Source organism: Rhodococcus triatomae (genome assembly GCF_014217785.1).
In the GTDB taxonomy this organism is placed as follows: Bacteria; Actinomycetota; Actinomycetes; order Mycobacteriales; family Mycobacteriaceae; genus Rhodococcus_F; species Rhodococcus_F triatomae.
Genome location: NZ_CP048814.1, coordinates 3,846,081 through 3,866,078 on the forward strand (window position 1 = coordinate 3,846,081; position 19,998 = coordinate 3,866,078).

The 19,998-nt window shown below is 67.1% G+C and carries 23 protein-coding genes and 1 tRNA gene; 12 read left to right on the forward strand and 12 right to left on the reverse strand.

All coding sequences use genetic code 11. The features are described from left to right. Positions 1–12: 12 nt before the first annotated feature. The 7 genes from G4H71_RS18295 (at position 13) to G4H71_RS18325 (ending at position 5,077) form a co-directional block, all read left to right on the forward strand. Entirely contained in the window at positions 13–1,218 is a 1,206-nt protein-coding gene (locus tag G4H71_RS18295) for an MFS transporter (RefSeq protein WP_072736661.1), read from the forward strand. A gap of 24 nt (positions 1,219–1,242) precedes the next feature. Continuing rightward, the gene (locus G4H71_RS18300; RefSeq protein ID WP_072736440.1) at positions 1,243–1,743 is read left to right on the forward strand and encodes a MauE/DoxX family redox-associated membrane protein; all 501 of its coding nucleotides are present in this window, start codon (positions 1,243–1,245) and stop codon (positions 1,741–1,743) included. A 56-nt stretch (positions 1,744–1,799) separates the two neighbouring features. Then, complete coding sequence (locus G4H71_RS18305; RefSeq protein ID WP_072736439.1) at positions 1,800–2,534, forward strand: DsbA family protein; 735 nt, start codon at positions 1,800–1,802, stop codon at positions 2,532–2,534. A 169-nt stretch (positions 2,535–2,703) separates the two neighbouring features. After that, positions 2,704–2,776, forward strand: a tRNA-Ala gene (locus G4H71_RS18310). A 161-nt stretch (positions 2,777–2,937) separates the two neighbouring features. After that, positions 2,938–3,093: a hypothetical protein gene (locus G4H71_RS18315; protein ID WP_185280437.1), complete on the forward strand. Its 156-nt coding sequence runs from the start codon at positions 2,938–2,940 to the stop codon at positions 3,091–3,093. Positions 3,094–3,238: 145 nt separating this feature from the next. Next, positions 3,239–3,721: a hypothetical protein gene (locus G4H71_RS18320; protein ID WP_072736438.1), complete on the forward strand. Its 483-nt coding sequence runs from the start codon at positions 3,239–3,241 to the stop codon at positions 3,719–3,721. Between the two features lie 462 nt (positions 3,722–4,183). Next, the gene (locus G4H71_RS18325) at positions 4,184–5,077 is read left to right on the forward strand and encodes a putative toxin-antitoxin system toxin component, PIN family (protein WP_169847112.1); all 894 of its coding nucleotides are present in this window, start codon (positions 4,184–4,186) and stop codon (positions 5,075–5,077) included. A 250-nt stretch (positions 5,078–5,327) separates the two neighbouring features. Here G4H71_RS18325 and G4H71_RS18330 read toward each other — a convergent pair whose 3' ends face one another. The 4 genes from G4H71_RS18330 to G4H71_RS18345 all read right to left on the reverse strand — a co-directional run bounded on the left by G4H71_RS18330 (position 5,328) and on the right by G4H71_RS18345 (position 8,014). After that, entirely contained in the window at positions 5,328–5,942 is a 615-nt protein-coding gene (locus tag G4H71_RS18330) for a hypothetical protein (protein ID WP_072736436.1), read from the reverse strand. A gap of 275 nt (positions 5,943–6,217) precedes the next feature. Further along, a complete protein-coding gene (locus G4H71_RS18335) occupies positions 6,218–6,979 on the reverse strand; it encodes a zinc-binding dehydrogenase (protein WP_217631304.1) in 762 nt (253 codons plus the stop codon). A gap of 201 nt (positions 6,980–7,180) precedes the next feature. Continuing rightward, a complete protein-coding gene (locus G4H71_RS22930; protein WP_072736435.1) occupies positions 7,181–7,288 on the reverse strand; it encodes a MerR family transcriptional regulator in 108 nt (35 codons plus the stop codon). 93 nt (positions 7,289–7,381) lie between these two features. After that, positions 7,382–8,014, reverse strand: coding sequence for a GyrI-like domain-containing protein (locus G4H71_RS18345; RefSeq protein ID WP_072736434.1), 633 nt, complete (start codon positions 8,012–8,014; stop codon positions 7,382–7,384). A gap of 200 nt (positions 8,015–8,214) precedes the next feature. Between G4H71_RS18345 and G4H71_RS18350 the strand changes: the two genes are divergently transcribed. The 3 genes from G4H71_RS18350 to G4H71_RS18360 all read left to right on the forward strand — a co-directional run bounded on the left by G4H71_RS18350 (position 8,215) and on the right by G4H71_RS18360 (position 10,633). Next, complete coding sequence (locus G4H71_RS18350) at positions 8,215–9,057, forward strand: VOC family protein (RefSeq protein ID WP_072736433.1); 843 nt, start codon at positions 8,215–8,217, stop codon at positions 9,055–9,057. Between the two features lie 140 nt (positions 9,058–9,197). Then, on the forward strand, positions 9,198–9,809 hold the full coding sequence (locus G4H71_RS18355) for a TetR/AcrR family transcriptional regulator (RefSeq protein WP_072736660.1): 612 nt from the start codon (positions 9,198–9,200) through the stop codon (positions 9,807–9,809). After that, positions 9,806–10,633 carry an NAD(P)H-binding protein gene (locus tag G4H71_RS18360; protein ID WP_072736432.1) on the forward strand — a complete coding sequence of 276 codons (828 nt, stop codon included), beginning with the start codon at positions 9,806–9,808 and terminating at the stop codon, positions 10,631–10,633. The genes G4H71_RS18355 and G4H71_RS18360 overlap by 4 nt, the downstream gene beginning before the upstream one ends. A gap of 159 nt (positions 10,634–10,792) precedes the next feature. On the opposite strand, the gene G4H71_RS18365 is transcribed toward G4H71_RS18360, so the two are convergent. Further along, entirely contained in the window at positions 10,793–12,361 is a 1,569-nt protein-coding gene (locus G4H71_RS18365) for an MFS transporter (protein ID WP_072736659.1), read from the reverse strand. A gap of 159 nt (positions 12,362–12,520) precedes the next feature. Here G4H71_RS18365 and G4H71_RS18370 point away from each other — a divergent pair, with 159 nt between their 5' ends. After that, positions 12,521–13,348, forward strand: coding sequence for a hypothetical protein (locus G4H71_RS18370; protein WP_072736431.1), 828 nt, complete (start codon positions 12,521–12,523; stop codon positions 13,346–13,348). A gap of 24 nt (positions 13,349–13,372) precedes the next feature. On the opposite strand, the gene G4H71_RS18375 is transcribed toward G4H71_RS18370, so the two are convergent. The 7 genes from G4H71_RS18375 to G4H71_RS18405 form a co-directional block, all read right to left on the reverse strand. Next, positions 13,373–14,359 (reverse strand): linear amide C-N hydrolase, encoded by a 987-nt coding sequence (locus G4H71_RS18375; protein WP_072736430.1) that lies wholly within the window; start codon positions 14,357–14,359, stop codon positions 13,373–13,375. 186 nt (positions 14,360–14,545) lie between these two features. Next, positions 14,546–15,007, reverse strand: a complete 462-nt coding sequence (locus G4H71_RS18380; protein WP_072736429.1) for a twin-arginine translocase TatA/TatE family subunit — start codon at positions 15,005–15,007, stop codon at positions 14,546–14,548. Between the two features lie 13 nt (positions 15,008–15,020). Continuing rightward, positions 15,021–15,818, reverse strand: coding sequence for a twin-arginine translocase subunit TatC (gene tatC / locus G4H71_RS18385; protein ID WP_072736428.1), 798 nt, complete (start codon positions 15,816–15,818; stop codon positions 15,021–15,023). Beyond that, positions 15,815–16,018, reverse strand: a complete 204-nt coding sequence (locus G4H71_RS18390; protein WP_072736427.1) for a Sec-independent protein translocase subunit TatA/TatB — start codon at positions 16,016–16,018, stop codon at positions 15,815–15,817. The genes tatC and G4H71_RS18390 overlap by 4 nt, the downstream gene beginning before the upstream one ends. A gap of 44 nt (positions 16,019–16,062) precedes the next feature. Next, a complete protein-coding gene (locus G4H71_RS18395; protein ID WP_072736426.1) occupies positions 16,063–17,049 on the reverse strand; it encodes an intradiol ring-cleavage dioxygenase in 987 nt (328 codons plus the stop codon). A 64-nt stretch (positions 17,050–17,113) separates the two neighbouring features. Continuing rightward, the gene (locus tag G4H71_RS18400; RefSeq protein WP_072736425.1) at positions 17,114–18,373 is read right to left on the reverse strand and encodes a DUF4303 domain-containing protein; all 1,260 of its coding nucleotides are present in this window, start codon (positions 18,371–18,373) and stop codon (positions 17,114–17,116) included. Then, positions 18,370–19,059, reverse strand: a complete 690-nt coding sequence (locus G4H71_RS18405; protein ID WP_072736424.1) for a TetR/AcrR family transcriptional regulator — start codon at positions 19,057–19,059, stop codon at positions 18,370–18,372. The genes G4H71_RS18400 and G4H71_RS18405 overlap by 4 nt, the downstream gene beginning before the upstream one ends. A gap of 159 nt (positions 19,060–19,218) precedes the next feature. On the opposite strand from G4H71_RS18405, the gene G4H71_RS18410 reads away from it, so the two are divergent. After that, positions 19,219–19,884, forward strand: a complete 666-nt coding sequence (locus G4H71_RS18410) for a DUF5701 family protein (RefSeq protein ID WP_307718295.1) — start codon at positions 19,219–19,221, stop codon at positions 19,882–19,884. Positions 19,885–19,998 lie beyond the last annotated feature (114 nt).

Genomic DNA, 19,998 nt, shown 5'->3' on the forward strand with positions numbered 1-19,998 from the left:
TCGGTGTCGATCATGGATACCGGCACCGCACGGCGGCTTCCCAGGGAAATCTGGATCCTGGTGTCGGCGAGTTTCGTCATCGCCCTGGGGTTCGGCATCGTGGCACCGGCGTTGCCGCAGTTCGCCCGCAGCTTCGACGTCAGCGTCACCGCTGCCACCGTCGTCATCTCCTCCTTCGCGTTCATGCGCCTGGCGTTCGCGCCCGCCAGTGGCCGCCTGGTGCAGAAACTGGGGGAGCGGCCGGTCTACATCACCGGAGTGCTCATCGTCGCGGCATCGACCGGTGCGTGTGCGCTGGCGACCGAATACTGGCAACTGTTGCTGTTCCGCTCGCTCGGCGGCATCGGGTCGACCATGTTCACCGTGTCCGCGATGGGGCTGCTGATCCGGATCGCGCCGCCTACGCAGCGGGGCCGGGTCTCCGGCTTGTATGCCTCGAGCTTCCTGATGGGCAGCATCTCCGGGCCCCTGGTCGGCGGTCTGCTCGTCGGATTCGGGCTACGGGTGCCGTTCGTCATCTACGCCGTCGCCCTGGTGATCGCGGCCGCAGTGGTGTTCTTCAGCCTGCGCCGCTCCCACCTGGCCTCGCCCGACCTCGCCCCCGCCGATTCGGCGATGACACTGCGCGATGCGTGGGGTGCGCCGTCCTATCGTGCCGCGCTGGCGTCGAACTTCGCGTTCGGTGGTGTCGTGTTCGGGGTGCGGGTGGCGATGGTCCCGCTGTTCGTCGTCGAGGCGCTGGGTCAGGACGTGGCGCTCGCCGGAATCGCCCTGACGGTGTTCGCGGTGGGGAACGCCGCGGTGCTGGTCTTCTCCGGCCGACTCTCCGATCGGTACGGGCGGAAGCCGTTCGTGATCACCGGCCTGGTGATCTGTGGGGTCAGTACCGTCGCGATGGGCCTGACCGACAACCTGGTCGCCTTCTTCGTGCTGTCCGCGACGGCCGGGATCGGCTCGGGCATCATGAGCCCTGCACAGCAGGCCGCGGTCGCCGACGTCCTCGGCGCCAAGGCCCGGGGCGGGCCGGTGCTGGCGACGTTCCAGATGGTGTCCGACATCGGCGGCGTGCTCGGTCCGGTCGCGGCGGGGCTGCTCGCCGAGTACCTCTCGTACGGGGTCGCGTTCGCCGTCACCGGTGCTGTCATGGTGGCCGCCGCCGGGGTGTGGGTCCTCGTACCCGGACGTGGCGGGACCACCGATCGGGCCGATCAGCCCTGACAGGGTGCTCGGTACCCTCGGCTCGTGTGGATTCGTGCGGTCAGCCTGCTCGCCCGACTGGGGTTGGCGGCGGTGTTGCTCGTCTCGGGCAGCATCAAGCTGAGGGACCCGACCCAGACGGTGGTCGCGGTGCGGGCGTACCGCCTGCTGGCGGAGGAACTGGTCCGGCCCGTCGCGAGCGCTCTGCCCGTCGTCGAGGTGTTGCTCGGCGTGCTGCTGCTGGTCGGCGTCGCGGTACGGATCAGCGCCGTGGCGTCCGCCGTCCTGTTCGTGAGTCTCATCGGCGCGATCGCCTCCGTGTGGGCACGCGGCATGTCCATCGACTGCGGCTGCTTCGGCGGTGGCGGCGCGGCCGAGGTGAGCGGCACGGACTATGCGAGGGAAATCGCCAGGGACGTCGGTTTCCTGGCGACGGCGTTGTGGCTCGCCGCGTTCCCACGCGCGCCGCTCGCGCTGGGGCCGGGCTCCCGGACACGGGCACGCCCCGAAATCTCAGGTGCGCCTCAGCCGACGGTGGCACAGTGATACACCGAAGAATCCCGAACTGATCGAACCCCTAGACGTCCGAGGACGGCATCGAAGTGAGTGCGAAGAACAAGTACAACCCGCAACCGGAGTCGAGCAAGTCGACGTACATCCTGGGCGGTATCGCCGTTGCGGTGGTGGCGCTGCTGGTGATCGGTGGTGTGCTGTGGCAGAACAACCGCAGCGCACCCCGCAACGACGGCTACGGCACCGTGACCAACAGTGCCGTCGAGGTGTCGCTGGGCGAGAACGGAGTGGTGACGCTGGGCCAGCCCGGCGCTCCGAACACCGTCGACATCTTCGAGGACCCGATGTGCCCGTACTGTGCGGAACTCGAGCACCGCAGTGGGCAGGAACTCGCCCAGGCGGTCGACGAGGGTCGCGTCGAGGTGCGCTACCACATCCTCAGCTTCCTCGACCGGTTGTCGTCGAGCGGCGACTACTCGACCCGCGCGGCGGCAGCGTCGCAGTGCGTTGCCGAGACGGGTGACGCGATCGCCTACTCCGCGTTCCATGCCCGCCTGTTCGGGTCGGACTTCCAGCCGGCGGAGAACGGCAGTGCCGACCATTCCAACGACGAGCTCGCGCAGCTCGCCCGCGATGCCGGAGCCACGGACGAGGCGGCGTCGTGCATCGAGGCGGGTACTCGCGTCGAGCAGGCAGCGACCGCCGCCGAGGCGGGTCGCCAGGCGTTGGCGCAGACCGGCGCCCAGGGCACCCCGACGGTCATCGTCAACGGCGAGATCGTCGACGGGCTCGGTAACCCGGAATGGGTCACCGAGATCAACTGACGGCGGGCGATCAACTGATTGCAGGCGGTCGGCCACTCAGCAACTGTTCGAGTGGTCGACCGCCTGACCTGCGGATTTGTTGGCCGTGACGCGGATGGTGTAGTTTTCTTCGAGCACGAGGAAGAAGTTTTCCGAGTGCGCGTACCGGGTCATCCGGACAACTGAACACGGGGCTATGGCGCAGCTGGTAGCGCACCACACTGGCAGTGTGGGGGTCAGGGGTTCGAGTCCCCTTAGCTCCACTTCGTTTTCCCAGTTCAGGGCCGGTATTCGTACCGGTCCTGTTCTCGTTTCACGGCCAGTGTGCCAAGAATGTGCCAACGGGCGGGAGAACTCTAGATTCTCGACCAGCTCGGCCGGCCTCAGACCGCCTTTTCGGTCCCGCCGAACATCGCCGACGCGGATGCCGACGTTCGAGATCACGGCCCGCCGATTCGACGCCGGGTGGCATATCGGCCTGTGCCGGACCGCGATCCGTTCGGCGGGCCGTCGCCTCGACGGCATCGCGTCCCGTGCCGCCGCCTATGACCGTCTCGCGAACAGGGCAAGCTTCGCCTGATCCGGTACAAGTGCGAGCGGCGCTGACCCCCGAAGCTGATTCCAAAGTCGGCGACTCGTCCCGCCGTGACCGAGGACGCCGGGGCGGTGGTCCGGCTGTGCACCGCACCGCCCCGGCGTCCCCCGGACACCGGAGAGGCTTACCGATGCAGTTCGCCGAGACCGAGCGCGAGCGCATCGCCGTCGCCTTCCACGAGGCCGGGCACGCCGTCGCGGGCGCGCTGTCCGGGGCGCGGATCGTGTGCTGTGTCCTGACCGACGACCCGGCCGCGCCGGGGCGCACCGAATACGCGGAGCTACCCGAGCACGCGGAAACGGGCGGCAACCTACGCCGGCCGTTCGCCGAAGCTCGCCACAGCCCGGCGCTCGCCGACATTGGCGCGGCGCTGTCCGGCACCTGCGACGGCGACGAACTCGCCGAACTCGGCGGCGGCCTTGCGCGCGATATCGAGCCGTTGCTGTCGGCGGCGTGGCCCGCCGTCCGCGCCTTGGCGGCCGACCTGTTCCGCGACGGTCACGCCGGGCACGGTGACGTGCTCCGCGCGCTCGGGGCCACCTCTGACGACGATTTGCCCATTATCCGCAGCCTGATCAAGGCGAAGGTGTGGACACCGCCGACCGCAGCCTGACCGCCGACAACCCCCGCTTATCGGCGGCCAGAGAATCGGCGAACTCGCGGAAATTAGCCGTTCCTGACCGTGCCGTCCCCGATGCTGTGACCGGCCGAAATGGGTCGGACTATGCCCGTCTACGCGGGTGTCCGTAGTCGTTGCCGTCTTCGGATTCCGCCTATCCGGCGGACAAGTAGACTAGGTGGACACTGCACGGAGGGAGAACCCCATGAGCAGGCAGAATAGGCGCGCCGATGCTCTCAGGCGGTTGTCTGCGCGCTACGGAGTCGAGGGCGATGACGCAGCCCTGGTTGGAGCCGCGCTCGCGGCCGTGCACCGCAATGTGTCCGAGCGGGGCGAGCTGTCGGAGGACGCCGCATTCACGGAGGTCGAAGCCGAAACTGAGCGCATACGGCGAGAACGCCGCCAGGGTGCAACGCCCGGTAGTCGGAGGGTAACGGATAGTTGACCGTCGTCCTTGTGCTGGACACCAACGCTCTCATAAGCGCAGCTCTCAGTCCCAAAGGCCACTCCGCGCAGCTCATCGAACTCGCTCGGCGTGGCCGAATTTCCCTCATCATGTCGTACCATCTGTGCGACGAACTGGAGACCCGGCTGGAACGAGACAAATTTCGGCGTTGGCTCTCGCTTGATGACGTTCGTGATTTCGTCGACGCCGTGAGCGTCGTGGCCGACTGGATCGATGACCGGCCCGACAAGGAGATCCCGCTCGTCTGCGATGACCCAGATGACAACTATTTGGTTGCCCTGTTCCAGGATTCAGACGCGACGATGTTGGTGAGCGGCGACAAGGCAGTGCTGCGGATCGACTACCCCGGCCTGGATGTGCGTAGGCCCGCGGCAGCTATGGAGGCACTGGACTTTGTTCACGAATGGGGCGAGGGCTACATGGAGGGGTCGGAAGATCGATCCTTCGCGCAGATCGAGGCCGAAGGCAACCGGGGAATCTTTGCGGCCTATTCAGGTTTTGCGATGGTCATACGCGAACCGAATGCGCGCGACCTCCTCCAGTACGTTGTGGTTCCCGAGACATTGCGGCATTTCCGCAAGCGGAGCTCACTGGAGTGGATACGCAGGGAGCTGACCGCGCGAGGTATGGCCACACGACCCATATACGCCTCACCGGATATTGCGTATATCAAGCTCCCGCCAGACCCCGGAACGAGTCTTCGCGCGGTCGGCGCGGTCGCTCTACCGACAGGCACCATCTTCGCCACGATGCAGCGGTGCCCAGATCTTCCAGATCTACCCGGCGCTGACTTCGATCACTGGCGGGTATTCGGAATTGGTGGCTTGGTCGAACCCGAACGAATCCGGCCACGACCCACACGGACTAAACCCGAGGCCACGTAATGCGTTGTCCACCAACACACATGACACGCATTAGGTACGCCGATACATCCCCTTCGCACTGGCAGCACGCGTTGCTGCGGGCCGAGCACTGTGGTTCCCCAGCGCATCCACACTTGCCTCCGTTCGCGAACATGCCGACCAAATGATGCGCAGGGCGCGCCGCGACCTGACTGCCGGAGAACTCGGGAAACTCGCGCGACGGGTCGGCGTGATCCCGGCTTAACCTGCGCGGCGGCGGCGTACGAACCGGCTAAATCCAGCCGCCATGCTTCGAGTGAGTACCGGTGCCGGCGTCCGGCCGATTGATGGTGAAGCCGAGTTGGCTGCTGCGAGTTTTCAGCGCACGGCGAATCTCGCGCTTTGATACTCCGCGCAGACGCCACTTCTGGCCGAGTTCGATGGTGTCGGTGAGCACTCGGTTCAGCAGCGGTATCCCTGAGATGAGGTCGACTCCTGCTGCTTCGACTTCGGCGGGAAGGTTCACCGAACCGCCTTCACCTATGTACTGGGTCACACCGCCCCCTGCCATGAAGCCCATCTCCATCGTTCGTACAAGGACCTCTGAAGCCGAATCTCTGGGAGTTGGCCGAACCATCGAGAGCTTGAGTAGGTCCATCCAGATCTTCTTGACCTCGGTCTCTGCGGCGTCCGTGTCAGTCTCCGCCAACTCACCCGCATCCAGCACGCGGCGGAGAACAGCGCTGAGTTCGTTGACCCAGAAGTCCAGTTCATTCGCGTTGCTGTCGTTACGGGTCTTCCTGAGAGCCAACCATGCGCCGAGCCACACGGTGCCAAAGGTGACCAGTCCGCTGCCGAGGACCTGACCGAGAGTTATCCACAGCCTGAACCATTGATCGGGTTCCATGAGCGGGCAGACTACAGCCAGATGGGGCGCGCTACCTTGAAACTCGGCACGAAGTAGCAGCTCGCATTGGAGCGGTGCGAGATCGGCATCAATTGCCCAGGTCAGGCGGTGTATCCAGTGTGCCGACAGTGTGCTAAGACAGGCGCGAACACAGTGGAAAGGGCGGTACAGCCTGGACGCCGTACCGCCCCTGACGTGGACAGACTGGACGGAGCCCCGCCCGCTGGACATCCCTTGCGTCATCGGCAGTGTGGGGGTCGGGGGTTCGAGTCCCCTTAGCTCCACCCATTTCGCATGCTGGAAGACTTGACATAGGACGATGTCGGTTCCGGTATCAGGGCGGCGAACGGCTCGGCGAGTCGATCGCCGCCCTTCGCCTTCGCTGACATCGATGCGCGGTTGCGACCCGGACGGTCCCTCTTCAGAGCCACGGGTCGAGGGCGTGTTTGCCGTGGGTGTCGCCGGCACCGAGTTGTGCCAGCAGCATTCGGCCCATCGGCCAAGGGGTGGACCTCGGGAGTGCCGGGCGGGCACACGCCTGCGGCGACGAGTGCCTCGAGTTCGAGCAACAGACCCTGGTAGATCGATGGAGCATCGGTCGCGAGTGCGCCGATGTGTAAGCCTTTGATCTGCACCTGGTGTGAGAAGGCGAGGTCATGGGTGCTGACAGTGGTCTCGCCCGAGGCTCCACCGAACACCACGATGCGCCCGGTGAATGGCCTGGTCACCACCAGACTGGTCCGGAAGGTCGCTCGGCCGACCGATTCCAGCACCAGATCGACGCCACCGGCAGTGCGGGCGATCTCGTCGGCAAGATCAGGGCGACGGCTGTCGAGGACGTGGCCGGCACCGAGAGCGTGGAGAACGTGGTGCTTCGAGGGCGAGGCGGTCGCGACGATCTGGGCGCAGTAATGGGAGGCAAGCCGCACGGCAGCCTGCCCGACGCCACCCGCGGCGGCGTGAACGCGCACCACCTCGCCGGCTCTAGTACCGCCGAGGGGCTTCAGTGCCGCCAGAGCCGTGACCCAGTTCAACACCAAGCCGATCGCCTGGGCATCACTCCACCCGAAGGGGACGGGAAGTGCGGAATCGGCTGGCATCACCATGTACTGCGAGAAGGCGCCGGGTCCGGTACCGACGACGTGAGTGCCGATCGGAAAGGGGTTCTCGACGCTGGGCCGACCGCACCGCCCCTGCCGGGGGTGTTTTCGCTGCGATGATCTCCCATGCCCCGCAACCTAAGAGGTTGACGCTAAACGCCCGGGGACGATCGGCCCCTCGTCCTCGTAGTACCTCAGCGATCGGGCGCCGACGCAGCTCGTCCTCGAGGCATCGCTGATTCTCATACCCTCTCAACGTCGACGGATACTCCGTCTTCCGGGCAGGCAAGCGCAGTAGTGCGCACAGCCGCTACTGCGCTGTCAGCGTGTGACTACTGGCTACTGCATTCCGACAGCGGTGTCGACAGGTTGTCGCAGCAGGGTGCGCAGCTTCTCGGGAGCGACCCTCCGGAAGTCACTGAAGTAGACCTCGTGGTGCTTGCCGCTCAGGCGCAGACCGTGCTCGGGGATGAACTCGTGGTGCATCCGGTCGAGGACGGCGGCCTCGTCGTCGAACGGGCCGATGTGCAGCGTCTGCACGCAGCGTCCCTCGGACAGGGCGATGAGGCGCACATCGCCGAGGCGGGCGGGCGGATTGCTGGATCCGACCCGTTCCACGGCGGTATCCACCGCGTCTTGGTCGAGCCAGTCGGGGACCATGAGCATCATGGTCCAGTCCCACCGGGACTTGTCGCGCGATGTCGTGAAGGAATCCATGTCCTCCGCCCACCACAGACCTTCCAGCGGGGGCACGACATAGTCGCGACCGAGGTCGCGCTTGCTGGCGAACTTCAGCTTGTACGCCACGGGGTAGAGGGCGGCCAGCGCGTCGGTGTAGGCGGTGGAAGTGTTCGGATCGCCGTGTCCGTCGACCGTCAAGTACCGCATGACCGGAACGTCGACCATCCGGAATTCGCCGTGCCTCGCCTGATAGCTGTCGAGGGACTTCTTGAAGTCGACCTTGTCAGTCATCGGACCCCTGGACTCCGGAGGCGAGCCACGACCTCTTTCGTTTCCTGAGGCTCGGTGACCAGGAGAACATTTCGTGAGTAAGCCCGCAACGAGAGCGTCCAGGTTCGGTCCCGGTGGCGAAATGCTCACCGGGCTGAGGAAATCAGTTCGCAAGACCTGTCTCACCGTCGCGCTACCGTCGAGCCAGGAGGAGGTATGTGATGTCCGTAACGCAGTTGTATCCGCCTGGTGTGCCGTGTTGGATCGAGGTGGCCACGCCTGATGTCGTCGGGGGCGCGTCGTTCTACGGGGAGTTGTTCGGGTGGCAGTTCGATTCCGGGGTCACGGCGCCCGACGGCGGGACCTACGTGGTCGGCTCGGTCGAGGGTGGGCAGGTGGCCGGCCTGGTGCAGCCCGAGGGCAAGGCCGCAGCCGGCTCCTGGCGCACCTACGTGCGGGTGGCCGATCTCGATGCAGCGACCACCGCCGTCGTAGAGAACGGTGGCGCCGTACACACCCCGGCCGTGGACGTGCCCGGCCTGGCCAGATCCGCCCTGTTCACCGACCCCGCTGGAGCGGTGTTCGGTGTGCGGGAACTGGCCGGGCATCGTGGGGCCGAGCGGGTCAATGCCCCGAACACCTGGAACTTCAACACTCTTCGTACCCCGGATACTGCCGTTGCGACACGGTTCTATGGTTCGGTGTTCGGCTGGCTGGCCACCGTCGCGGATTTCGGGTTCGCCACCGGGACGATGTGGTGCCTGCCCGGGTACGGGGACTTCCTGGACACCCGCAATCCGGGCTGGAAACAGGGGCACATCGATGGCGGATCCCCGCCAGGATTCACCGATGCGGTGGGCTGGCTCGAGGAGGTCGAGGGTGGCGCGGACTGGAGTGTGGAGTTCACTGTCGCCGACGCCGCGCGTACCGCGGAACGCGCCACCGAGCTCGGTGGCGAGGTGTTGTCGGGCCCGTTCGACGTCGGGGGGACCGGTTCGGCCGTGCTCGCCGATCCGTCCGGTGCGCGGTTCACCGTGAACGATTACGGCTCGGCTGCCGGGTAGCGGGACCGGCCGCTCGGCCGGGCACCGGGCCCGGCACCGGCCACGTCGCACTCACCACCACAGGTCCGTGGAGCCCTGTGGACCCCAAGTGTCACGAGGAGACCACTCATGTTCATACCGTATCGTGATACGGTATGAACATGAGTGAAGGTGGATCGCCGCGAACACGGCGTGCGGGCGGGGCCAGGCGGGCGCAGGTGCTGACCCAGGTCGTGGAGGTGTTGTCCGAGCGCGGGTATGCCGCGACCCGGTTCGCCGATGTGTCGCAGGCTTCGGGTGTTGCGGTGTCGACGTTGCAGGGCTACTTCGGGTCGCGTGAGGACATGCTGGTCGAGGCGCTCCAGGGCGCGACATCGGGCGAGGTCGAGGCCCTGGCCGAGCTGGCAGCGGGGTTCGAGGACCCGTGGCAGCAGTTGGTCGCGCTGGTCGATCGGGGACTGTCCACGCCGGTGGCGACGTGGCGGATGCTGATGGAGTTCTGGACCGCTGCCGCTCACGACGCCGAGTTGCGCGCCCACGCCGGTGCACTGGCCGAGCAGTATCGACAGCCGTTCCTGGAGTCCGTGCAGCGCGGCGTGGACTCGGGATCGTTCTCGCCCCGGTTCGGAGTCGCGGCAGTCGTCGATGTGATGGTCGCGACCATGGACGGTCTGCTCTACCCGTTGGTGCTGGATCACCGGGCCTCGGCCGATCTGGACTATCGCGATGTGGTGCTGGCACAGCTCGCCTTCGCACTGGGGACCGACGCATGACGGTCCTGGTGACAGCGGCCAGTGGGAAGGTCGGCCGGGAAGTCGCGGCGCAGCTTCGGGCTCGCGGTGTGGAGCTGCGGGCGGGGTCCCGGCGCAGCGACGTCCCGCTGGATTGGAGCGATCCGGCGACTTGGCCGGCGGCGCTGGACGGCGTGGACCGGGTGTTCCTGATCGTGCCCGGCGGCGACGACGGTCACCGCTCGGTTGCCGGTCTCGGCGGCGCGGTGGTCGAGTTCCTCGACCTGGCGCAGCGTCGGGGGGTGGAGCGCGTGGTGTTGATGACCGCGCTCGGGATGGAGTACGCCCCTGCCGAGGTCGAGCAGCGCGCGGTGGAACTGCACCTCCAACGCAGCGAACTCGCGTGGACGATCCTGCGTCCGAACTGGTTCTTCCAGAACCTCACCGACGGACCGCTGCGCACACTCGCCGAGGCACACGGCGGTGCGCTGCGCCTACCGACCGCCGACGCGGCGGTCAGTTTCATCGACACCCGCGACATCGCCGCCGTGGCCGTCGAAGCGCTCCTCGCCGACCATCACGGCCGCGAGTATGCGCTGACCGGGCCGCAGAGCCTGACGTTCTCCGAGGTCGCCGAGGCATGCCGGGACTCACCGATGCCGGTGAACGCCTATGAGCCGGTCTCCGAGAAAGACTTCCGCCGCGCGGCGCTCGGCCTGGGCTGGCACCCGGACTATGTGGACACCGTCAGCGGCCTCTTCGCCGTGATCGCGGCGGGTCACGCTGCGCCCGTCCTGCCCGATACGGCCGAGGTGTCGGGCCGTGCGCCGCGGTCGCTGGCGGAGTTCATCGCGGCCCCGCGATGAACTCCGCCAGCGAATGCGGCGTTCGAGGGAGTCCTTGTCGATCAGTGGTCCGCCGTCGGCCGACGAAGAACGCCCAGAGCTTGCTCGACTACCTCGGGAGCTTCGAAGACCCGATCTTCTGGGGCTGATCGATGACCGGCCGACCGGTGGGGCCCCGATTCAGCGAGCGTCGTCCGTCTCGCTGTGTGAGGACGAGGCCACGGCGTGCGCCGGGCGCTCCCGCAGCATGATCGCCGTGACGAGAGCGAGTATTCCGATGACGGCGGCGGCAACGAGCGCGGCCAGGTTCAGCCCGGCGGTGAGGGCGTCCTGGGCCGAGTCGATCAGCTCCGAGGCCGTCGGAGCAGGCAGATCCCGCGCGATTTCCGTTGCGCCGGTGAGGGAATCGTCAGCGCGGCCGGCGGCCTCGGCCGACAGACCGTCGGGGAGGTCGATCCGACTTCGGTAGACCGCCGCGCCGAGGCTTCCCAGGAGTGCCACGCCGAGCGAGATGCCCAGTTCGGTGCCGGTCTCCGACATCGAGGCTGCCGAACCGGCTTTGGCCGGCGGTACCGATCCGACCACCAGATCGGTGCCCAGCGCCGAGATCGGGCCGCCGCCGAAAAACACGAGGGCGATGCCCGCGACGACGAGTGCGAGCCCCGCACCGGGCTGGGCCGCGGCGAGCATGACGTAGCCGGCGACGGCGCCCAGCAGCCCCGCCGCGACCACACCGGCGGCCGAGAATCGGGCCGCCAGGCGGGGAGCGGCCAGTGCGCCCGCCACGCTGGCGACGCCGGTGGGGATGAGCCACAGGCCCGCGGCCAGGGGCGAGAGGCCTTCGACGAGTTGCAGGTACTGGGTGGCGAGCAGGTAGAGCCCGCCACCGGCTGCGGTGCTGATCAGGATGGCCAGCAGCGCCGTAGTGAATGCGCGGTTCGCGAACAGGCCGAGGTCGACCAGCGGGTCGTCCAGAATGCGTTGGCGGCGCACGAATATCACGGCGAGCGCGGCCGCAGCGGCCATCGAGCCGACCGCGACGGTCGAGGGACCGTACGCGGCGATCTGCTTCAGTCCGTAGACGAACGGGAGGATCGTGGCCAGTGACAGGACGACGCTGGGTAGGTCGAGACGGACGGCACGGGTGGCGCGGTACTCGGGCAGCAGCAGGGGAGCGGTGACGAGCAGCAACGCCATGACGGGCACCGCGAGGAGGAAGACCGAACCCCACCAGAATGTTTCGAGGAGCAGGCCGCCGACGATCGGACCGAGAGCCATGCCGGACATGAAGCAGGAAATCCAGATCGAGATTGCCACGGTGCGCTGACGCGGCTGGGCGAACATGTTGCTGATCAGAGCCAGGGTCGAGGGCATCAAGGTGGCTCCGGCGATGCCGAGCAACGCCCGAGTTGCGATCAGCATCGCACCGCTGGTCGAGAAGGCTGCCACGATGGAGGCGACGACGAAGACGAGGGCGCCGATCATCAACAGCCGCCGCCGACCGATGCGGTCGCCCAGCGATCCCATGGTGATCAGGAAGCCGGCGATCATGAACCCGTAGATGTCGATGATCCACAACTGCTGGGTGCTGCTGGGTTGCAGATCCGCGGCCAAGGCCGGTGCGGCGAGGTAGAGCACGCTCATGTCGAGCGCGAGTACCAGCGTCGGCAGCGCCAGAACGGCCAGCCCCACCCATTCCCGCGGCCCTGCCGCATCCCGTGGCCCGCGGTGGATCGTCTGCTCACTCATGGCACCGATCACACCGCGAACGAGTGGGACTGTGAATCTCCCGGAGTCTCGATTCGATACGTCAGGCACTACCGTGAGCGATCCGGTCCGAGGGTGCCGAGCAGAGCAGGACGGTCAGTTTCACCTGCGCGGGACACCCACGGCGGTAGGCTCACGGCTATGACAGCCGGGCCCGGGGGCACGTCGCGAGGCCAGCACGAGGAGGAACTGTTCAAGCGCCTCGAACAGCGCCTGGATTCGCTCGGTCTCCTCACGGATTCGCGCAGCGGACGCGGCCCGACGGAACGGTCGATGCTACGGACCTTGGCGACGCGTGAGCGTCCGCTCGCCGACCGGGACGGCTTCGTACAAGCGCACCGTGGACTCGCCCGCGGGCTGGAGGCGCTGTTGCTCAATGCCCGGAGGGCCCCGACTCTGTCCCGCCGTTTCGGACCGTTGCGCGCGCTGATGACACCGATGGTCGCTCTGGTGGCCAATTGGATTCAGTTGCGCCATGCCCGCGTGGTGATGCGCAACGTGCGGTTGCTGTACGCGTTGCGGGAGGCCAACAGTGCGTTGATCTCGCCGGAGCATCTGGCCCTGCGCCGGGCCCGCGCACAGATGCAGACGTTGTGGGACATGAACAGCACCCAGCTCGGGCTTCCGGTGTTCCTGATCAGCGGCGCCTTCGTGTCCGGCCTGTTCGGTCTCCTCCGTGCGGCGGTCACTCCCGCCTTCGGCAGTGCGCCTGTCGCCGCGGTGGTTCTGGTCGTCGGCCTCGCCTTTCTGACGTTGTTCGCGACGGCCTTTCTCCTGGGCGCCTCGATCGCCAAAATGCGTATTCGGCTGGCAATCACGGCGCCGCTGGAAGCGGTGTACCGCGCGGTGGGCTCGACCACCCGACCTCCGCGCGATCGCTGCTATCTGGTCGCACTCGTTGCGCTGGCATTGTTCGCCGCGGTGGTTGTCGCGATCCCCACCGGGGTCTACCTCCTGGCTCGGTCCTAGGGGTTGCGCCCCAAGGGATTACATCTAGGACGGCAGTCCGGCGAACGCGAACGGCTCGGTGGGCACGAAGGCATCCGATGCGTTCCGTGCTCTCCCGGACGCGTGTAGATCGGCGATATCGAGACGGCCGACCGGCGCGCCTTCCGACAGGTCGAGTTCACTCAGCTGCACCCAGAACACTCCCGGTGACATCGCGGAATCGTAGAAGTAGGTCAGATCCTTGTGGTCGGCGACCGTCCGCCAGCGAGTCGACGAGATATTGGGCTGGTCGGGAGTGCTGATGCCATACGGCACGGAGACATTGCGAATGACGCTGAAGGCGATCGCGGTAGCCTCGTGCCTGTCGCTGACCTGTGGCACGGCGTTGACGTAGAACCGGGCCCGGGCGAAGCGATCCGCGGCGCGATTGGTGCCCGGCAGCATCACCGTGCCGCCGATCTCCTCCCAATACGAGCTGATCGCCAATTGCTCGTCGAAGGTGGGCGAGTTCGTCATCACCTGGTAGGTCCGGTCGTGGTGGACGACCAACTGCCCCTCGATGTACTCGAGGATTGCGCTGTCGCCCGAGGCATCGGAGATCGACAAATGCATCGTCGCCAGCCGATCTTCCCCCGGGACGGCCGCGGTGAACACCACGAAACTCTCGCGCTCGAGTTCGGCGACCGCCTCGGCGACGGTGGCGAAGTTGTCGAGCACGTACTGAGCCCACGCTGCCAGGGACAGGTGCGGCTTGTCCGAATCATCGGCTGGGTAGCTGGACTCCACCAGCCACAGCACATTGGCGACCAGGCCTGCCTCGTTGATCCCGTCGGTGGTGGCGATGTCGTACGCGCCGGCGATCACACTGCCGTAGCGGGACGTCCACGTCAGCGATCGCGGCCCGGCGGCACCGTCACGAGCGAGACCCCGGGGAAAGACCCACAGATTGGTTCCGAGTTCGGACTTCCAGTCCATGCTGCGCGCGGTGAGGATGCGACCCTCGGGACCTTGATACAGAAGCCGTGTGCACATCGGGCAACCCTTCGATCCGTCGGGGGAACCACCTGCTACCGAACAATTGTGACACGTACCACGTCGCGTCGTCTCGGTCGTCGGCAAACTGGAGCGACACCGCCGGCCCGACACCGAGAACAGCCCGGCGTCGAGAGCAGCAGGAATGAGCGCATCCAGTGCCTCATGGAGATGGACCCGTGTCCGCTACGGACGCCGCGCGTGTTCGTTGTTCTCCGGCCGTGTGACTACCTGTCGTCGCGCGGCGACGCGACGTGGATCGTCGTCCGGGAGCGAATCGAGCCGAATCCGGCGCGGGTGGGCGGCGGAGCCGGTCACCAGGTACTTCTGGCCGGGCCGTACGCGCTCCGCCTCGGCGAGCACCTCCGGGTCGGGCACCGCGTGCGGTGCTGGGTCGTTGTCGTGGAGGGCTTCGCGCACGATCCGTCGCGGATCGTACTGCTGAAGATCGAGCGACTCCCAGGTGGTGCGGTCCAGGGACACCCCCAATTCGTCTTCGGCGGTGCTGCGGGTCTTCTCGACGAGGTCGCGGAAGGCGCGGATCGTCCGGGCCAGTTGGTGCGCGTAGAGCGGAAGGCGCGAGGGGCCCAGCACGACTGCCGCGAGAAGAGCGACGACGAGCATCTTGTCGAAGGTCAGACCGAACATACGAATTCCCTACTCACGAGGTCGGATCGAGACGGTGCGCCTCGCCGGTACGGCGCGCCACTCGACGGTCGTGCACCTGGGCGACGAGCAGCGCGGCGCCGAACAGCAACGACATCGGGACCGCCACCAGGAACATCGACAGGACGTCGGCGGCCGGCGTCACCAACGCACTGAACAGCGTGATGAGGACGACGATGACTCGCCAGCTTCGACGGAGCTTCTGCGCGGACACGATCCCGAGGAAGTTCAGCATCACCATCAGCACCGGCAGGACGAAGGCGATGCCGGTGGCGAGCACGATCTTCATCACGAAGTCCACGTAGTAGGGGGCGTTGAGGATCGTGCTGTCCTGATCGGAGGACAAGCCGGTGAGCATGCCCACCATTCGCGGAAAGATCAGGAATCCGAACGCGCAGCCGGCGACGAACAGCGGCACTGCCGCCGCCGAGAAGCCGAAGGCCTGCTTCTTCTCTCGGCGGGTGAGCCCCGGCGCGACGAAGGCGAACAGCTCCACCAGCCAGACGGGGCTCGCCAGAATCACCCCGGAGAACATGGCGATCTTCACCTTCAGGTCGAACGCTCCGGTGACGGTGTCGTAGTTGAGGCTCGCGTCGCGGGAGCGGGCGAGATCCTCGATCGGGCCGCGCAGGACGTCGAGAACCTGATCGCCGAAGACGAAGCCGAGTACGACGCCGACGATCAACGCTCCCGCCGCACGAGTGCCGCGGCGCCTGGCTTCACGGAGATGATCGGAGATCGGCATGGCCCCCGGTGTGACGGCGGCCCCCGGCGTGACGGACGCCGCCGTCATGACGCCCGGCGGTCCGCTGCGGTCGCGAGGTCGGTGGGTTGCCCGTCCGCCGAGCCGGGTTCGTCGTGGACCTCGTCCTTGAGGATCCGGACGGATTGGCCGACGCTCCTGGCGAGCGCGGGCAGTTTGGTCGACCCGAATACGAGTACGACGATCGCCAGGATGACGAGGGCGTGCCAGCCGGTGAGATTGTGCAACATGAGGGTTCTCCTGGGGTGAGGTGAGGTGAGGTGTGGGGGATCGGTCAGTTCGGAGGTGCGCCCGGGGGCGGCCCGCCGTCACCCGGAGGCCGACCGCCGCCGGGTCCTGCCCCTCCACCGGGACCGCCGGGCGGGGCACCGGTGGCCGCCGGCTCCGTGGTCGTGTCGACAGCCACCGGGAGTGATCCGACGTAGCCGGAGTCCGGGTCACCGGAGAAGGTGCCCATCTGGAGCTCGTAGCCGTCGCCGAAGACGTTGTCGTTCTCCAGTCCACCGATCGCGGCCAGGTTCCTCGCGGAGCCCGCGTAGGTCTCGAGCTGATACACCTCGTCGAGCATGTCCTGCGGGAACGCCACTTGCGAAGTGGCGATGGCATTCTCGACGTCGGTCGCCGAGTCGCCGTCGGGGTAGATCTCGAAGTGGATGTGCGTCCATCGGCCCGTATAGCAGCCGGGAACGATCGTCTCGAGCGTCACCTGGCCCTCGGCGTCGGCGATCTGAATCCCGCGCAGGTAGGTTTCGTCCTCGACCCCTTCCGAGTACATCGAGTACAACCCGGCGGCGTCGCACTGCCACGCGTACACGGCGACTCCCTCGAACGGGACGTTGTCGTTCGCCATGTCGGTGACCGTGAACGTGAACGACAGGGGTGTTCCGTCGACGGTGGTCCCGCCGTCGAGGCTCGAGGTGAGGTCTCGGCGGACCAGCCCCGATTCTTCGAGGACGTTGACACCGTTCGTGCCGTCGGCAGGGTAGGGACCGTTGGTCTCCTCCGGGATTTCCTCACTCGCGGTACTCGACGCGCTGGTCGTGGTGGTGCTCGAAGTTCGCGCCTGCCCGCCCGAGCAGGCGGCGAGCGCCAGCGCGCCGGCCCCCACGCCGAGGACGCTCAGCACCCGGCGACGGGTGACCAGGGTCGCGATGTCGAAACCTGCTCCCTGATCGACGATCTCGTCACCGGGCCGCACGAGCAGGCGTCCCTCGAACACCGGGCCGTCAGGGCTCTCTTCCGGATCGGGAATGTGGTTCATCGGTGGTTCCTCCTGGGGCTGGTCGATTACCGATGACTTCGACTCTGCGCCCCGGAACGGCGAACTACCTGTATCCCGGCTGGGAGCTTCCTGTGAGCCATCCGATGAGGTCGTCGGTGACGAACTCGGACTCGGCGGCGAGGTCCGGGCCGATCCCGCCGAGGTCGCACCGGAACACCTCTGCCGACGTACGGCCGGTATCGGGGTCGAAACCCGGCCCCGGCGCACGCATGAACAGGCCGCGGCCGCCACCGTCGTCTCCGACGAGTGCCCACCCCGGCGCGTACTCGGCGATCTCGAACGTCGTGTTCCGCTCGGCCAGGGAGTGCGGTCCGTAGATCGCGACGCCGTCGGGCCGATACAACCCGGGAGTCGCCGACCACAGTTCGGCCATCGCCGGGTTCGGCGGGTCGGAGAGGGGACCCTCGTGGGCGGCGAGCTCGGCCGAGGTCGCCGGGTCGCGGGTCGGCTGCGGTTGCTCCGCGCACATCTGCACCCACCGTGCGTACAGCTCGGAGGCCGGATTGAGGCGACGGACGAACCCGGCGTCCGTCTCGTCCGGGGGCATCGTCGCAACCGTCACCAGCACCCCTGCCCGCGCGGCGCCGTTGCCGAAGAACCCCTCGGAATCGAGTAGACGCAAGGCGTGCTCGAGGGAGGCGAGCCGGACACCGGCCTCACGCTCGAACTCCGCTGCGTTCGTCAGTTCGTGTAGGTGTCCGCGGCTCTCGAAGGCCCGCGCGACCTGGCCGAAGTGCTCGTCGTATCCCCACACCGCGTACGGTCCGGCGGCCAGATCCCACGGGCCGATGCCGTCCCGGTTATCGGCCTCGACCGAGCAGGCCGACAGGTACGGCGCCCGCAATTCTCCGCTGGCCACGAGGGCGAACGTGTAGAAGCGGTCACGGTGGGCAGCTCGCAGGTCGGTGATCGCGGCACGAGTGGCACCGGCGACGGCGCGGCTCAGCTCGGCGTCCGGTACCGGACGGACCGCCGGGGCAGATTCCGGGTCGCCGGCGAGGATGTTCGCGAGCCTGTTCGCGGCGATTCGATTCGCCTCGGCGGGCGTCTCGTCACCGATGCATTCGTGTACCGAATGCCTGATTGCCGCAACAGATTCCAGTACGGATTCCAGCAACCTGGTCACCTGACGATGGTCGTTGCCGAACAGTTCGACATCGACCATCGGCTCGCCGGTGTCGATACGGCGGAGTACCTCGGAGAGTCCGATTCCCAGCGTGCGGTGCAGGGCCATCAGCAGCTCAGCGGGCGCAGGGGCCGTCACCACGACACACACGCGCACCGCGGAGGGGTCCGCCGTCATCGGTCCTCGGCCTCCTGCGGTGCGATGTCGCACTCCGCGACGGCGAAATCCTCGAGGGCGGGCTCGAGCAGGCCGAATGCCCGGGCCGATTCGGCGGCGACCGTCTCGGCGATCGCCTCACCGGGCAGCCCCTGGAGAGTGAGCTCCTGGATCCGCTGGAACAGGACGTGGTGGACCGCGCCGAGGAGCGCCGCGGCGGTGCGGACCTCGATGTGGGTCCGCGGCAGGCCGATGGCTTCCCCGAGGGCGTCGGCGAGAGCCTCTTCGCGTCGGTCGTGCAGTCGCCGCAGCGCGGCCGAGAGAGTCGGACTGTCGGAAATCATCCGGGTGAATGCCTGCCCGGCGAATCCGGCGACCGGATCCTGCACTGCAACAGCGGCTTCGAACGCTCGGCGAAGTGATGCCAACGCGGACTCATCCGGCAGCCGCGACGACACGGCGTCGGCGAGGGTGGCGACGAACTCGTCCTGGTGGTCGAAGGCCAGGTCTTCCTTGCGGGCAAAGTAGTTGGTCACGGTCTTCGTCGAGACGCGGGCCGCCGCCGCGATCTCCGCGATGGTCGTGACGTCGAATCCCTGCGCGAGGAAGAGGCGGGTCGCGTGATCGGAGATCTGCTGCCGAGTTTCCTGCTTCTTGGCCTCGCGGAGGCCCGGGCCGGCGTTGCTGGAAACCCATCCGTCGCTCATGCACATTCCTCCGATAGAAAAATACCTTGCGCGTAAAAATAGTGTCGCTATAATAATCTCATACGTGCATCGGTGTCGACAGGAGTGCACGACATCCATTCTCGGCCGGAGTGCGACCCGCGGCCTCGCCACGTCGGACCACGAACCCCAGGAGACGTCTTGTCCCACAGCCTTTCCGCCGATGCGATGTCCACACTGCCGCCGCTCGCGGCGCAGGCGGAACGCCTGATCGAGCTCGGGGCACACGAACTCGCGGGGCTGCCGGCAGACACGCTGCGTGCCTTCGCTGTGGAGGAGGGCAGCGAACGCAGCGACACGCTGCTGGCGATCCATCGAGAACTGGCACCCGCCTCCGCCCTCACGCCACTGCTTTGCCGGGCGGACAAGACGGGTTTCGTGGTCGAGGACATGCCCGACGTCGACCACTTCGCTCCCACCGTGAGCGACGTTCCCGATGCTCCGCTGTACCTCGTCGGTGGGCTCGATCGTGGCGACGCGATGGCCAACTGGAGTCCCGAGGAGGCGCTGTCGGCGATCACGGAGGAAGGGCGAAGCCCCCTGCTGCTCACCGAGGGAGTCCACTGGGTTCTCCAGCACCCGGACGTGCTCGAACGCAACCACTGCTTCATGACCATCGGCTCGCGGCTGCGTAAGGCCAACGGCAGCTACGACTCTCGAACTCCGGCCCTGTGGATCAGCAACGGTACGGGCAGAGACGGCCGCGAACGCCGCAACGCCCCGAAAGTCGGCTGGTGCTGGTGGCGCAACCGCCACACCTGGCTCGGTATCGCCTCCACCTCGGGACGGTCTGCCGTCTCACGCTGACGGATCGCGGGTCGGCCACCCGCCACTTCGTCCAGCCCCGGATACGTCGCGCAGGAAATTCGTGCACCTCCCTGCGCTTCGTGCTCCCCCAGTGGTCAACCACTGGGGGTGCAC